Raw genomic sequence first — 15,754 nt, forward strand, 5'->3', positions numbered from 1 at the left:
ATGAATAAAGAAATCACCCTAATCGATTTAGGCGAAAAGGATTATAAAGATACTTGGGCGTATCAAGAAACCCTTTTTCAGTCCATCTTAGATCTTAAAATAAAAAATAGAAGAGATGAAACCGACGTGCAAACACCCAATTATTTTGTGTTTGTAGAGCATCCTCATGTGTATACGTTGGGGAAAAGCGGGGACATGGCTAATATGTTGCTCAATGATGAACAGTTAAAGGAAAAAGGAGCGACCTTCTATAAGATTAATAGAGGTGGAGATATTACCTATCACGGACCAGGTCAGATCGTTGGTTATCCAATCATAGATTTAGAGAATTTCTTTACGGATATCCACAAATACTTGCGTTTATTGGAAGAAACCATGATTCTTGTATTGAAAGATTACGGCATAGAAGCAGGAAGGAGTGATGGAGAAACGGGTGTTTGGTTAGGGGTTGGAACTCCATTTGCACGTAAAATATGCGCGATGGGCGTAAGAGCTTCTCGCTGGGTAACGATGCATGGTTTTGCTTTGAATGTCAATTCGGATTTAGGTTATTTTGACAATATAATTCCATGTGGGATTAGAGGGAAAGCGGTAACGTCTTTGCACGTAGAATTGGGAGTTAACTATGTGGATGAGGATGAGGTTCGCGCGAAGATTATTAAATATTTTGCAGAACTTTTCGAGGCTACAATTAAAGTACAGGCGTCTAATTTATAAAAAGAGGAGAGGTTATTTTCTTTTGAGATTTTTTTATCTTTACAAAAACTACACACAACTATGAAAAACACAATGATTGCTCCTTCGGTTCTAGCGGCGGATTTTGCAAACTTACAACGCGATATTGAAATGATCAACGAAAGCCAAGCTGATTGGTTTCACATTGATGTTATGGATGGCGTTTTCGTACCTAATATCTCCTTTGGGATGCCTGTTTTAGCAGCCATTCAGAAACACGCAAAAAAAACCTTAGATGTGCATTTGATGATTGTTGATCCTGATCGCTATATCAAAACATTTAAAGATTTAGGCGCTGATATATTGACGGTGCATTATGAGGCATGTACGCATTTACACCGCACGATTCAGGCTATTAAAGCGGAGGGAATGAAAGCGGGAGTAGCCTTAAATCCACACACCCCAGTTTCGGTCTTAGAAGAGATTATTCAAGATTTAGACTTGGTATTGATTATGAGTGTTAACCCAGGATTTGGAGGACAGAGTTTTATCGAAAATACCTATGATAAAGTACGCAAATTGAAAGCGATGATTGAGGTGAAAAGTGCTGAAGTAATCATTGAAATTGATGGGGGGGTAAATGACAAAAATGCAAAAGCCCTTGTTGACGCAGGTGCAGGCGCGCTTGTAGCAGGTAATTTTGTTTTTAGTGCCGCAGATTCGATTGCCACAATCGCCAATTTAAAAGAAATAACTTCAAAATAACCAATACTAAAGAATAGAAAAAAAGCCTTTTACGCCGCAGTAATAGGCTTTTTTTTGAGATACCTCTTAGGTGTATCTATCTCAAAAGATATGATTTAATAATCCATTGGGGAAATAAAACAGGATATAGTTCTAACTATATTTTGTCAAATAAGGAGAGATCGATGGCATATTGTTCCTCAATGAGGATATATTCGCAGTTGTAACGTTGGCACATAGTGAGGTTGTGTTGATTGTCATGTAAGAGCATTTTTTGCGTACACCAAGAGTCGTCAAGGCGTTTTTCAATAACAGGGGCATATTTTTTTATCGCCTCGAAATGATTTTTAATATACGATTCTGACAGAATCAAGCAATAGAAGTGAATGTGTTCTAGATAGGCAGAATCAAAATCGTCTGCCCAAGTAAAAGGCATATAACAACCCTCGACAATTAAGTGTTGTTGGTTTTCAATAGCGGTTTTAATTAGTTCTCGAACAATTGGCCATAGGTAGGTTTCTAATTCAGCATCATCTTCAGGTGTTAAATCAGTTTGCTGGCTTCTGATTAGTCCCATTTTTAATAAATCAATTGAAATATACGGATACTGATAGCGTTCCATTAGTTGTTGCGCTAAATTTGTTTTCCCTGTATGTGAAGCACCTGTAAGTAAAATAACCATAGTTAAATGAATCAGAGAATAAAGGTATAAAAAAAGAGGCTTGAACAAATGTGTTCAAGCCTCTTCGTTATAAAAGGGGTGATTTATTACATCATTCCTGGCATTCCACCGCCCATTGGCATTCCACCACCGTTTTCGTCTTTAATATCTACTAAAGCGCATTCAGTGATTAAGATCATACCTGCAACAGAAGCTGCATTTTCTAAAGCAACTCTTGTTACTTTTTTCGGATCGATTACACCTGCTTGTAGCATATCTGTGTATTCGTTTGTTTTTGCATTATAACCGAAGTTGTTATCGCCTTCTAATACTTTAGCAACAATTACTGATCCTTCTAAACCTGCATTTTCAACAATAGTTCTCAAAGGAGATTCAATCGCTTTAGCAATGATTTGAATACCTGTTTCTTCGTCAGCATTAACCGCTTTAATTGATTCTAAGTTTGTTTTTGCTCTTAATAAAGCAACACCACCACCAGCAACAATTCCTTCTTCGATAGCAGCTCTTGTAGCATGTAAAGCATCGTCAACTCTATCTTTTTTCTCTTTCATTTCTACTTCTGTAGCTGCTCCTACATAAAGTACAGCAACACCGCCAGCTAATTTAGCTAAACGCTCTTGTAATTTTTCTTTATCATAGTCAGAGGTAGTTGTCTCCATCTGAGCTTTGATTTGATTTACTCTGTTTAGAATCATTGCTGATTCACCACTTCCACTAACGATAGTTGTATTGTCTTTGTCGATGTTTACACGTTTACATGTACCTAGCATCTCCAATGAAGTGTTTTCTAAGGTATATCCTTGTTCTTCTGAGATCACAACACCACCTGTTAAGATAGCGATGTCTTCCAACATGGCTTTTCTTCTGTCACCAAATCCAGGTGCTTTAACAGCAGCAATTTTTAAGGCTCCTCTTAATTTATTTACTACTAAGGTAGATAAAGCTTCTCCATCTACATCTTCCGCAATAATTAATAAAGGTTTTCCTGATTGTGCAACAGGTTCTAAAATTGGAAGTAACTCTTTTAAAGAAGATACTTTTTTGTCATATAATAAAATGTAAGGAGATTCTAATTCTACTTCCATTTTTTCTGAATTTGTAACGAAGTACGGAGATAAATAACCTCTGTCAAACTGCATTCCTTCTACTACATCAACAAAAGTTTCTGTTCCTTTTGCCTCTTCAACCGTAATAACTCCTTCTTTTCCAACTTTTTCAAAAGCCTTAGCAATTAATTCTCCGATAAATTCGTCGTTATTAGCAGAAATAGATGCGATTTGTTTGATTTTATCCATTGATCCACCTACTTCTTGTGCTTGTTCTTTTAAATTAGCAACAATCACTTCAACTGCTTTGTCCATTCCGCGTTTTAAGTCCATCGGATTAGCTCCAGCAGCTACGTTTTTCAATCCTTCTTTAACGATAGCTTGTGCTAAAACAGTAGCTGTTGTTGTACCATCTCCTGCTAAGTCATTGGTTTTAGAAGCCACTTCTTTTACCATTTGAGCTCCCATATTTTCAAGAGCATCTTCTAATTCTATTTCTTTTGCTACTGTAACCCCATCTTTAGTTACCGTTGGTGCACCAAAAGCTTTACCAATGATTACATTTCTTCCTTTAGGTCCTAAAGTTACTTTAACAGCATTTGCTAAAGCGTCAACACCACGTTTTAAACCTTCACGTGCTTCAATGTCGAATTTAATATTTTTTGCCATGATCTAGTCTTGTTTTACTTTGTTATTTGATTCAATTTATTAAACAATTGCTAAAATATCGTCTTCACGCATAATCAGGTAATCTTTACCTTCTAATTTTAGTTCTGTTCCTGCATATTTACCATACAAGACCGTATCACCTACTTGTACCGTCATGTTGTGGTCTTTTGTTCCATTTCCTACAGCTACTACGGTTCCTTTTTGAGGTTTTTCTTTCGCTGTATCAGGGATAAAAATACCAGAAGCAGTTTTTGTTTCTGCTGGTTGAGGTTCAATAAGAACTCTATCTGCAAGTGGTTTAATGTTTAATGCCATAGTGTAATAGTTTATAAAATTGAATTATTTATATTTATTCTAAACGCTTAGAAATAGTCATAAAGTGTGCCAAAGCTTGTGTTGACACATATTGCCAAAAAAAAATGCCAACTTGACAGCTGGCATTTTTATATAGAAAAAATTTAATTTCTTAAGGTTGTGTAGTTTCAGGTGTTGAAGTTTCGCTAGTAGCTGGAGCTTCAGTTCCTGTTGGAGTTGTTTCTGTCTTGTTTTCTGTATTAGCAGCAGGAACAGGAGCAGGTTGTACAGGTATTTCTGCATTAGGATCTAAAAGTTTAGAATCGCCAATTGCACCACCGCTAAAGCTAATGCTCGACGTTAGGATAAGGATAATTAATACCGCTCCTAAAGTCCAAGTACTCTTATCTAAGAAGTCATTCGTGTTTTTTACACCTCCTGCTACAGTAGAACCTCCAAAAGATGAGTCTAAACCTCCTCCTTTAGGATTTTGTACCATGATAACTACAATTAATAAAAAACATACGATAGCAATCAATACTAAAAATACTGTAAATGTGTTCATGCTTATAAACTATTATGTTGTTGTAACGCTTTTATATCTAATATTTGGTTTGCAAAGAAACCACTTTTTTCTGGATATTTCAAAATTAAAATCTCATAAGCTTGTATTGCTTTTTGATATTTTTTTTGCTCTAAATAAATTTTAGCTAAGGTTTCCGTCATTAAACTTGTATTCTCTTGCAGTGATAATTCAATATTTATGGGACTTGGGATGCCTTTTTTTGTTGGGAGAATTTTAGGATTTGTTTCAATAAATTTATCAATTAAAGCTTGTTTTTTTTCTAAACTTTCTTGAAATTTTTTTTCTTCTTCTGTAATTATCTCCCTTTTTTCTTCCTTATCTTGAGGTAATCCTTCTTTTTCTGTACCCAATTCTCGTTTAATTGGCTGTTGTTTGGACAATTTTAACCATTCTTGGAAAGAGTATTTTTCACCTTCATCGAAGGCTAAGGGTTGGCCAATTTCCAATTTATTTTCTAGTATTTCTACCGCTGAAAGAACAGCCTCATCTTCGGGAATAACCGCTAAAACCTCTGGGGTTGAATCTTCGAATGAATCTTCTACTTTTATTTTATTTTCTTCTATTTTAAGAGGTTGCGAATTATCTTCTTGCGTGATTGAATAAGCTACTTTTGAAATAGTTTGTAGGAGTGTACTAATCGTTTGTTCTGGATTTTTATCTTTTGTTTTGCCTAAACTACTTGTGTCCTCTATTTCGTCTTCTTGGATTTTATTTTCCAAGGGAGTATAAGTTGTAAAGTCATCCGAAATAATAAAACTGAACAAAATATCGCGATCTAGCGTATAAGCCGCTGTTTTTTTGAGTTCCTGATTATACGACGTACTTTCATTTGAATAGAGCGATTTTAGGTATAAACTTCTTATTGCCTGTACATAAGGATACTGATCAAGTAATTGCTTTAATTCTTGAATATCAGATCGCTGTAAATTTACTGGATCAGCTAAATAAGTATGTAAGATTGCTTTATTCAAATTAATTTTGTTTATAATTCTACCATTTTGCTAGAGATTCATTGAACACATCTTGTGTAATTCTTTCAAAAATCTCATCTAAAGCTGTATTTAAGGTTGCACCAACTAATTGTGCATTGGCATCATAGTCATAATAAAATGAAAATCGCTTTTCAAAATCATCATTTGGATTTTTTTTGTTGATAAAACGAACGTTAATTGCTATATATAGCCGGTTTTGTGCCGCTCTTTGATCCGCAGTTGCCGTCATTGGACTAATTCTGTAATCGACAATTTCTCCTTCATAAACTAAGTCTGCATCGGAATTAGTTAGGGTTAAACTTGTTTGGTTTTGAATTAAATCTTGTAAAGCTAAGGTAAACGTACGTTCAATACCTGGTTCCACCAAAGGGGCATTATTTTGAAAATAATTCACCTGGAAAGAATCGGCATCAATTTTTCCTGTACCTGTAAAGTTATAATATTTACAGCCTTGTAACACTAAAGCTATAAAAAGAATAGCAATGATTGGTCTAAACTTCATCCTTTATAAGTTATATTGTTTAATCTTTCGATATAAGGTTCGCTCTGAGATACCGAGTTCTTCTGCTGCTGCTTTTCGCTTTCCTTTGTTGCGATCCAAGGCTTTACGGATTAATTCAACTTCTTGTTCTTCTAAATTTAGAGGTTCATCTTCGACCGTTTCAGCAATTAAATAATCTTCGTCATCCTCTTCATTGTCAATAATCGTAGGGTGATAGGCCGCGTGATTATTCGGTGGAGTCGCATGTAAAAGACTGTTTTCCAACTGTAAAATCTCCGAAGGATTGGTCGGGTATTCTACGGATTCATTGGTTTTATTTCCGTAGATACGCTGAATTAAATGCTGATTGGTTTCTTGTACTTGTCCTTGATCTTGTTTTAGAAGTTCAAGGGTAAGTTTCTTTAAATCCGTAATATCGTTGCGCATGTCAAAGAGGATTTTATATAAAATCTCTCGTTCTGTACTAAAATCGCTTTCTGCTTTTTTACTTTGTACAACCGAAGGTAATTGTCGGTCATAATTGGGTAAATACGACTGTAAAATAGGGAGTGTAATTTCTCGTTGGGTTTCTAAAACCGAAATTTCTTCTGCCACATTTCGCAATTGTCTGATATTTCCGTCCCAGCGGTATCGAACTAGAAAATTCGCGGCATTTGCATCTAGGCGGACAGGTGGCATTTTGTATTTATGCGCAAAATCTGAAGCGAATTTTCTAAATAACAAATGAATATCTTCTCCTCGTTCACGTAGCGGAGGCAGACTTATTTCAATAGTACTTAGTCGATAGTATAAATCTTCTCTAAACTTTCCTTTGTGAATTGCTTCCATCATGTGAACATTGGTAGCCGCAATAATTCGGATGTCTGTTTTTTGTACGCGAGAAGAACCTACTTTAATAAATTCCCCATTTTCTAAAATACGCAATAAACGCACTTGAGTAGTCAGCGGTAATTCACCCACTTCATCTAAAAAAATAGTACCCCCATTAGCCTCTTCAAAATAGCCTTCTCGCGTGCCGATAGCTCCTGTGAAAGCTCCTTTTTCATGGCCAAATAGTTCACTGTCAATGGTTCCTTCAGGAATTGCTCCACAGTTTACAGCAATGTATTTTCCGTGCTTTCGATGAGAAAGAGAATGGATGATTTTGGGAATACTTTCTTTACCAACTCCACTTTCACCCGTTACCAAAACTGAAATATCCGTAGGAGCAACTTGTACTGCTTTTTGGATAGCCCGGTTTAGTTTAGGGTCATTTCCTATAATTTCAAATCGTTGTTTTATCGCTTGAACATTTTCCATGTAGTGAACTTTTTGATAGAGCTATTTCAGAATGGGATTAGGCTTGCATAGGTGAATACCCAATGGCTTTGCCAATTAGGGTTGCGGAAGTACAATCTTCAATAAAAACTTCAACGAAATCACCTACTTTGTAATTTTCTTTCGGAAATACAACCGTTGTGTTTTGCGAGTTTCTACCGCTCCATTCTAAATCTGAACGCTTTGAAGATTTTTCAATCAGTACTTCAACTGTTTGTCCCACAAAACGCTTGGTTCGCTCTAAGCTGATTTTTCCTTGAACGGCAATAATTTCGCTTAAACGGCGCTTTTTTACTTCTTCAGGAATATCATCTTCTAATTTACGAGCAGCTAAGGTACCAGGTCGTTCTGAATAGGCAAACATGAATCCAAAGTCATAGCGAACAAGCTCCATTAACGAAAGTGTATCTTGATGATCTTCTTCTGTTTCTGTTGGGAATCCTGTAATCATGTCTTGAGATAAAGAAATATCTGGAATTAACGTATAAATCTTGTCAATTAATTCGATATATTCTTCTCTTGTATGTTGACGGTTCATCTCTTGTAAAATACGCGTACTTCCTGATTGTACAGGTAAGTGGATGTATTTGCAAATATTTTCATGACGCGCAATTATCTCAATTACTTCGAGGTGCATATCTTGTGGATTCGACGTTGAAAAACGGAACCTCATTTTTGGAAATTTTGTAGCACATAAGTCCAAGAGCTGTGCAAAATCAACAGCTGTAGCTTTTTGGATCTCTGTAGCTTTTTCAAAATCTTTTTTCAAACCACCTCCATACCAAAGGTAGCTATCTACGTTTTGACCCAACAAAGTAATTTCTTTAAATCCTCGTTCATGGAGATCTTGGATTTCTGAAATAATACTATGCGGCTCTCTACTGCGTTCACGTCCTCTAGTAAATGGTACCACACAAAAAGTACACATGTTGTCGCAACCTCTTGTAATGGATACAAAGGCGGTTACTCCATTGCTTTGTAAACGAACAGGCGAAATGTCTCCATAGGTTTCATCTTTCGATAAAATCACATTGATTGCATCTCTTCCTTCATCTACTTCTCTAAGAAGATTAGGTAAGTCTTTGTATGCATCAGGTCCAACAACCATATCTACAATTTTTTCCTCTTCTAAGAATTTACTTTTTAATCGTTCGGCCATACAACCTAAAACACCCACTTTCATGCCTGGGTTTTTTCTTTTTATTTGGTTATACTGCTCTAAGCGTTTACGTACGGTCTGTTCTGCTTTGTCGCGAATAGAACAAGTATTGACCAATACTAAATCAGCTTCTTCTAAATTAGTGGTTGTATTATAGCCTGCATCAGATAAAATCGAGGCAACAATTTCACTGTCTGAAAAATTCATTTGACAGCCATAGCTTTCAATAAAAAGCTTTTTAGTATTGTCTTTATTTTGTTCTAGCTGTAAGCTTGTTCCTTGTTTATTTTCGTCAATTACCTTTTCCATAGGATTATTTGAAAGGGAGTTTTATTTTAGGATACAAAGATAGGTTAATTTTATTGGCTGACAAGTTGACAGCTTTATATTTAATAGTATTTTGATAAGAATTGAATCACTTTAACTAAGATTGCTTAAGGATTTCTTTTCATATGGGTACTATAAAGGTATTCCTTACTTCCCTAGTTTTAAGTTTTTTTAGGGCATGCTGCTTATTGCTTCAGGTTTTGTTCAAGATTCCTTCAAGATTCCTTCAAGGTTTCTTCAAGGTTTCTTCAAGGTTTCTTCAACAGGGCGCCCTAAAAACAAAGGTTTTATGAACTATTCTTGAAGGATTCTTAAGGTGTTTTGGGATTGTTCTTGTTTTATCTGCTATGTAGTTTAAACTATTTGTGGATTTTTTTGAAGCATTTTTTTTTGTAGATCAGTTTGTCTTTTGCAATTCATTTTTGGAACTCAAGCTCGGGAGGTGATGAATTCGAAACGTACATTTATATTTTATTGACTTAATGAAAGAGTAGCGCAGGACTGAGGAATTGAAATGAGAAGTAAAAGTAATAAAGAGAGCCATATTTTGTTGTAGGTTAAAAATAAGTAAGGAAGAGGGCGAATTATTTTTGTTTTTTTCTTTGGAAGGAATTTTTATTTGTAGTAGTAAGAGGGAGGAAAAATATTTATTTTTTCGTAATCAACGTTAAAACGATATATATTTCTTAAATCATCGGAAAGGATTTTAAGAGAAAATAGGAATTATATCGGATGAAGTGGAAATATTAAGAAAAAACACATATTTTTGCTTCACAAATTAATGAAGTATGGCAAAGAATTTAGTGATCGTGGAGTCGCCAGCAAAGGCAAAAACAATTGAAAAATTTTTAGGAAAAGATTATCAGGTGGAATCGAGTTATGGACACATAGCAGATTTACCATCGAAAGAGATAGGAGTAAATGTTGAAGATAATTTTAAACCCAAGTATGAAGTTACGAATGACAAGAAAGCAGTAGTAAAGAAATTAAAAGAGCTTTCTAAAAATGCAGAAGTTGTTTGGTTGGCGTCCGATGAGGATCGTGAGGGTGAGGCTATCGCTTGGCATTTAGCTGAGGAACTAAAATTAGATCAAAGCAAAACAAAGCGAATTGTTTTTCACGAAATTACTAAGTCCGCTATTTTAAAGGCAATTGAAAATCCGCGAGGGATTAATTATAATTTAGTAAATGCACAACAAGCACGACGTATTTTAGACCGTTTAGTTGGATACGAATTATCGCCTGTATTGTGGAAAAAAGTAAAAGGTGGATTATCTGCCGGAAGAGTACAATCCGTGGCTGTTCGATTAATTGTTGAACGCGAAAAGGAAATCAACGAATTTAAAATTGAGTCTTCATATAGTGTAACGGCTGAGTTCAAAACTGAAGAAGGGAAAGTAGTAAAAGCGAAATTAGCTAAAAACTTTGCGAGTGAACAAGAAGCAAAAGATTTCTTAACCCTTAATATAGGAGCAGCTTATGCGATTAAGGATTTAGAAACCAAACCTGCTAAAAAATCACCTGCAGCACCCTTTACAACCTCTACCTTACAACAGGAGGCTGCGCGTAAGTTGTATTATTCTGTAGGACAAACCATGATGTTAGCACAGCGTTTGTATGAAGAAGGATATATCACGTATATGAGAACGGATAGTGTGAATCTATCAGAAGAAGCAAGTAAAGCAGCTGCTGCTGAGATTGCCAAATCGTATGGTTCTCAATACGTTCAATCAAGAAATTACGTAACGAAGAGCAAAGGAGCTCAAGAGGCGCACGAGGCCATCAGACCAACGAATATGGCATTGCATACGGTTCCTTTAGATAGGGATCAGGCTCGTTTATATGACTTGATTTGGAAGCGTACTTTAGCCTCTCAAATGAGTGATGCCAAGTTAGAACGTACCAATGTAAAAATTGGAGCAAATAAATATTCGGATTTATTCGTAGCAACGGGTGAAGTACTTTTATTCGATGGATTTTTAAAAGTATATTTAGAAGGGCATGATGATGAAGACGAGGAAGTAGAAGGCATTTTACCTCACTTAAAAGTAGGGGAGCCTCTATTGACAAATGCAATTGTAGCTACGCAGCGTTTTAGTAAACCTGCGGCACGTTATACCGAAGCTTCTTTAGTGAAAAAATTAGAAGAGTTAGGGATAGGAAGACCATCTACTTATGCACCAACCATTTCTACTATTATTGCACGTAACTATGTTGAAAAAGGAACAACAGAAGGAAAAGAGCGTAACTATAAAGTGATGACCCTTGCTCAGGCTACAGTATCGGAAAAAGTATTAGTAGAAAAAACCGGATCAGATAAAGGAAAAATGATTCCAACTGATATCGGAATTATTGTCAATGATTTCTTAGTAAAAAATTTCAAAACTATTTTAGATTATAACTTTACGGCAAAAGTAGAAGAAGATTTTGATGCTATTGCCGCAGGTGAAGAAGATTGGTCCAAGATGATGCGCGAGTTTTACGATCATTTTCATCCTACAGTAAAAGATGTGGAAGAGAATGCTGAGCGTGAATCTGGGGAGCGTATTTTAGGAGTTGATCCTGAATCAGGAAAACCAGTATTAGTGCGTTTAGGAAAATTTGGCCCTATGGCGCAAATTGGAGATGCAGAAGATGAAAACAAGCAATTTGCTAGTTTAGCTCCGGATCAAAATATTGGAACTATTACCCTAGAAGAAGCCTTGAAATTATTCTTATTGCCTCGTAGGCTCGGAGAGTATAAAGGAGAGGAAGTAGAAGTGAATAACGGGCGATTTGGCCCTTATGTTCGCGTGGGTAAAACCTTCATTTCTTTGCCAAAAGGATTAGAGCCTTTGGATGTGAGTTTTGAAAAAGCGATGGAATTTGTCAAAGAAAAAGAAGAAGCAGATAAACCTATCGCAATGTATAAAGAGTTGCCCGTACAAAAAGGAGTTGGCCGATTTGGTCCCTATTTGAAATGGAACAATATCTTTATTAATGTCAATAAGAAATACGATTTTGATAATCTTTCCAATCAAGATGTGATCGAGTTAATTGAAGACAAAATTCAAAAAGATAAAGATAAAGTAATTCACGATTGGGCTGAAGAAGGAATCCGTGTTGAAAAAGCAAGATGGGGTAGATCTGTTATTTTGAAAGGTAAAGTTAAGATTGAGCTGTCTAAAGATAAAGATGCGCAAGCTTTGACCTTAGAAGAGGTAAAAGCAATGATTGAAGAAAAGGCGCCTGCAAAGAAAACCAAAACGGCAGCGAAAAAACCAGCGGCTAAAAAAGCCCCTGCAAAAAAAGCAACGACGAAAGCGACGACGAAAACGACGACCAAGAAATAATTGAATTAGACAGGCATGTTAGAACTTTTACATCCAGTTAGTGTTGAGTTTAGGAATTATATAGATGGATTACCAAGTCAAAGTCTTGGTAAAAAAGTCCATTTTCATTCAGGAGGAGATTTTGATAAATATGAGCAATATAAAATTGCATTTATTGGAGTTACGGATAACCGAGGTTTAGGATCAGAAACAGCGGTTGTAGATGTAATGAAGATAAGAAAATCTTTTTATACTCTATTTCCTGGGAATTGGCATGTTGGAATTGTCGATTTAGGTGATTTGGTACCCGGAGAGTCTCTGGAAGATACCTATTTCTTGTTAAAGACAATTATTGAAGATTTAGTGAAAAATGGCACTATTCCAATCGTTGTAGGAGGAAGTCAGGATTTAACCTATGCATTATATCGGGGTTATGATAAATTAGAACAAATGGTTAATCTCGTTTGTATCGATCATAAGTTGGATTTGGCAAAAGATGGAGGCCCTGCTGCCGAAAGTTTTTTGTCGAGAATTATTTTAGAAGAACCGATGAATTTGTTTAATTTTTCAAATTTAGGCTACCAAACGTATTATAATGCTCAAGAAGAAATTGATTTAATTGAAAGTTTATACTTTGAAGCTTACAGAGTTGGCGAAATAATTAATAATATTGCAACTGCAGAACCTGTTTTGAGAGACGCAGATATTGTAAGTATTGATATTAATGCTGTAAAATCAAGTGATTCAGGTAACTTTTCCGACTATAATCCCAATGGATTTGATGGTCGTGAAATATGTTCTTTGGCTAGATATAGTGGATTAAGCGATAAAGTTAGTACTTTTGGCGTGTTTAATTATAATAATCAAACAAATGAAACGTTATTACTAGGACAGATATTGTGGTATTTTATCGAAGGTGTTAATTATCGTTACAATGAATACCCTTTTACTTGTAAAGATAACTATATGAAGTATATAGTCCCTTTTGATGCATATGAGAACCTACTATTTTACAAGAGTGATCTCTCTGGAAGGTGGTGGATTGAGGTTAATGTTGGCGGGGGTGTTAACGAAAAGTTAACAAAAAAAATATTACTACCGTGCAGCTATGAAGATTACGAAAAGGCTACTACTCAGCAATTGCCTGATAGATGGTGGAGAGCATTTAAAAAGAGTTTAGGATAGAGGTGAAAAATTTAACATTTACATATGTTAAATATAAACTAAATTTTTTTTAGCTTTGTTTTTGAAAATTAAAAATAATTGAATACGTTTACATTTTTAAGAAGTATATAAGAAAACCTAAATAATATATGAAGAAGATCATTACGTTAGGAGCAGTTTTAGCTTTGGTATGCAGCTGTGGTACTGGAGATCGAGGTGAGTTGTTAGGAGGAGTAGAAGGAAAGAGATGGTCAACTACGAAACCTCATGGTATGTCTTTAGTTCCAGGAGGAACTTTTACAATGGGACAATCAAACGAAGATTTCCTTGGTGCACAGGATGCTCCAACAAAGACGGTAACAGTCGGGTCATTCTATATGGATGAAACTGCAGTTACAAACAATCAATATCGAAAATTTGTTGATTGGGTAAAGGATTCGATTATTCGAACTCGTTTAGCTATTGCAGCTGATGACATGGGATTGACTCCAGATGGTGGGGGTATTGGTGCTTATGCGTTTTTAGATAGTGAAGAAAATCTAGATCGTATGACGCCTTATCAGAGATATATGTATGAAAACTACTATAGCATGGATTCAAGTGATGACATGTATGCTGGTCGAAGATTAAATAAAAAAGTAAACTTACCGAACTTAGTTGATAAATACCCAGATGAGTATTTTGTTGAAGTAATGGACTCTTTGTATATTCCTGCTTCTGAAACGTATAATGGATTAGGAATGTTTGATGCTTCTAAATTGAAATTCAAATACACGTATGTTGATTTAGAAGGAGCAATGAAAGATAAAGGGGTTGATCCGCGTGGAAAACGCAATAGACACTTGAAAACAGAAACTTTGTTAATCTATCCAGATACAACGCGTTGGATAAAAGAATTCCAATATTCATATAATGAGCCAATGCACAATGACTATTTTTGGCATGAAGCATTTGGAGAATACCCAGTAGTAGGTGTAAACTGGCATCAAGCTAGAGCATTTGCTGCATGGAGAACTTTATATAAGAATACATTTTTACGTTCAAAACGTTTGCCTTCTGAAGTACATGAATACAGATTGCCAATGGAAAGCGAATGGGAATATGCGGCTAGAGGTGGCCTAGAAGGAGCTATGTATCCTTGGGGTGGTCCTTATACAACAGATGAAAAAGGATGTTTTATGGCTAACTTCAAACCAAGTCGTTTTGATTATGCAGCCGATGGAGCAACTTATACTGCTGAAGCACGCGCTTATCCACCAAATGGATATAATTTATATAATATGTCTGGAAACGTAGCAGAGTGGACAAGCTCACCTTACGATTCTTCGTCTTATGATTTTATGTCAAGCTTAAAACCTAAAAACAGACCATCTGATACGCCATTAAAGGTGATTAGAGGTGGATCTTGGAGAGATCCAGCTTATATGTTACAAGTTGCTACACGTGATTCTGAATATGCGGATTCAGCTAGATCTTACGTTGGATTTAGAACCGTACAATCTGTTTCAGGCTCTATGGCAAGAAGCAATGTGTCTAAAATGGCAAAATAAATAACCCGAACCAAAACAATTTATAGATTATAGACAAACAATTAAAACAAGTAAAAAATTATGGCAATACCTAAAAAAGTAATGAACTTCTGTTATGGAATGGGGGCTTCAGTTGTAATTATCGGTGCATTATTCAAAATTACGCACATGGAGTGGGGTCCAATTAATGGAAATAATATGCTAACTTTAGGACTGGTTGTAGAAGCTCTTATTTTTGCGATATCTGCTTTTGAACCAGTTGATGACGAGTTAGACTGGTCTAAAGTTTATCCAGAATTAAAAGGTGGAGAACCAACACAAGTTAGAGGTGGTGGTAGTGCCGTAGGATTTGTTGGTGGAGCAACGGAAGAGCAAGGAATGTTATCTAAGAAATTAGATGATTTACTTAAGGAAGCGAAAATTGACGGTGAGTTGATGAGTAGTTTAAATAGAAGTATCAGAAACTTTGAAGCCGCTTCAAAAGAGATTGCTCCAACAGTTGATTCAGTAGCTTCTACTAGAAAATATGCTGAAGAAATGTCATTAGCTGCTGCTCAATTAGAATCGTTGAATTCGATGTATAAAGTTCAGTTAGAGAGTGCTACTCGCAATGCTGAAATCAATAAAGAGGTTGCTGAAAATAACATTAAATTAAAAGAGCAAATGTCTGTGTTAACAGGCAACTTATCTTCTTTAAACACAGTTTATGGAGGAATGCTTTCTGCAATGGGAAACCGTGGTGCTAATTAATTTATAA

At 35.7% G+C, this 15,754-nt stretch carries 13 protein-coding genes and 1 pseudogene; 6 read left to right on the forward strand and 8 right to left on the reverse strand.

Annotated features, from left to right (window positions below):
* Together lipB and rpe are read left to right on the forward strand one after the other, a co-directional pair.
* Window positions 1–717, forward strand: a complete 717-nt coding sequence (gene lipB, locus ACMHJ2_RS02110; protein WP_413511310.1) for a lipoyl(octanoyl) transferase LipB — start codon at window positions 1–3, stop codon at window positions 715–717.
* 60 nt (window positions 718–777) lie between these two features.
* Window positions 778–1,440: a ribulose-phosphate 3-epimerase gene (gene rpe / locus ACMHJ2_RS02115; RefSeq protein ID WP_413511311.1), complete on the forward strand. Its 663-nt coding sequence runs from the start codon at window positions 778–780 to the stop codon at window positions 1,438–1,440.
* A 136-nt stretch (window positions 1,441–1,576) separates the two neighbouring features.
* Here rpe and ACMHJ2_RS02120 read toward each other — a convergent pair whose 3' ends face one another.
* The 8 genes and pseudogenes from ACMHJ2_RS02120 to miaB form a co-directional block, all read right to left on the reverse strand.
* Window positions 1,577–2,101, reverse strand: coding sequence for an adenylate kinase (locus tag ACMHJ2_RS02120; protein ID WP_413511312.1), 525 nt, complete (start codon window positions 2,099–2,101; stop codon window positions 1,577–1,579).
* Window positions 2,102–2,187: 86 nt separating this feature from the next.
* Entirely contained in the window at window positions 2,188–3,816 is a 1,629-nt protein-coding gene (gene groL / locus ACMHJ2_RS02125; RefSeq protein WP_413511313.1) for a chaperonin GroEL, read from the reverse strand.
* A 39-nt stretch (window positions 3,817–3,855) separates the two neighbouring features.
* Window positions 3,856–4,131, reverse strand: coding sequence for a co-chaperone GroES (gene groES / locus ACMHJ2_RS02130; protein WP_060873958.1), 276 nt, complete (start codon window positions 4,129–4,131; stop codon window positions 3,856–3,858).
* Window positions 4,132–4,282: 151 nt separating this feature from the next.
* Window positions 4,283–4,675 (reverse strand): preprotein translocase subunit SecG, encoded by a 393-nt coding sequence (gene secG / locus ACMHJ2_RS02135; RefSeq protein WP_413511314.1) that lies wholly within the window; start codon window positions 4,673–4,675, stop codon window positions 4,283–4,285.
* Window positions 4,676–4,677: 2 nt separating this feature from the next.
* Window positions 4,678–5,142, reverse strand: a pseudogene (locus ACMHJ2_RS02140) (tetratricopeptide repeat protein); the annotation flags it as partial.
* A gap of 544 nt (window positions 5,143–5,686) precedes the next feature.
* Window positions 5,687–6,190: an LptE family protein gene (locus ACMHJ2_RS02145; RefSeq protein ID WP_413511315.1), complete on the reverse strand. Its 504-nt coding sequence runs from the start codon at window positions 6,188–6,190 to the stop codon at window positions 5,687–5,689.
* A gap of 3 nt (window positions 6,191–6,193) precedes the next feature.
* Entirely contained in the window at window positions 6,194–7,489 is a 1,296-nt protein-coding gene (locus ACMHJ2_RS02150) for a sigma-54 interaction domain-containing protein (protein WP_413511316.1), read from the reverse strand.
* 37 nt (window positions 7,490–7,526) lie between these two features.
* Window positions 7,527–8,975, reverse strand: coding sequence for a tRNA (N6-isopentenyl adenosine(37)-C2)-methylthiotransferase MiaB (gene miaB / locus ACMHJ2_RS02155; protein WP_413511317.1), 1,449 nt, complete (start codon window positions 8,973–8,975; stop codon window positions 7,527–7,529).
* Between the two features lie 806 nt (window positions 8,976–9,781).
* Between miaB and topA the strand changes: the two genes are divergently transcribed.
* The 4 genes from topA (at window position 9,782) to gldL (ending at window position 15,747) form a co-directional block, all read left to right on the forward strand.
* Complete coding sequence (gene topA, locus ACMHJ2_RS02160) at window positions 9,782–12,325, forward strand: type I DNA topoisomerase (protein WP_413511318.1); 2,544 nt, start codon at window positions 9,782–9,784, stop codon at window positions 12,323–12,325.
* A gap of 15 nt (window positions 12,326–12,340) precedes the next feature.
* Window positions 12,341–13,489: a formimidoylglutamase gene (locus ACMHJ2_RS02165; protein ID WP_413511319.1), complete on the forward strand. Its 1,149-nt coding sequence runs from the start codon at window positions 12,341–12,343 to the stop codon at window positions 13,487–13,489.
* A gap of 128 nt (window positions 13,490–13,617) precedes the next feature.
* On the forward strand, window positions 13,618–15,018 hold the full coding sequence (gene gldK, locus ACMHJ2_RS02170; protein WP_413511320.1) for a gliding motility lipoprotein GldK: 1,401 nt from the start codon (window positions 13,618–13,620) through the stop codon (window positions 15,016–15,018).
* A gap of 60 nt (window positions 15,019–15,078) precedes the next feature.
* Window positions 15,079–15,747, forward strand: coding sequence for a gliding motility protein GldL (gene gldL / locus ACMHJ2_RS02175; protein WP_413511321.1), 669 nt, complete (start codon window positions 15,079–15,081; stop codon window positions 15,745–15,747).
* Window positions 15,748–15,754: the final 7 nt, after the last annotated feature.

Source organism: Myroides odoratus, assembly GCF_965118575.1.
Lineage (GTDB): Bacteria > Bacteroidota > Bacteroidia > Flavobacteriales > Flavobacteriaceae > Flavobacterium > Flavobacterium odoratum_B.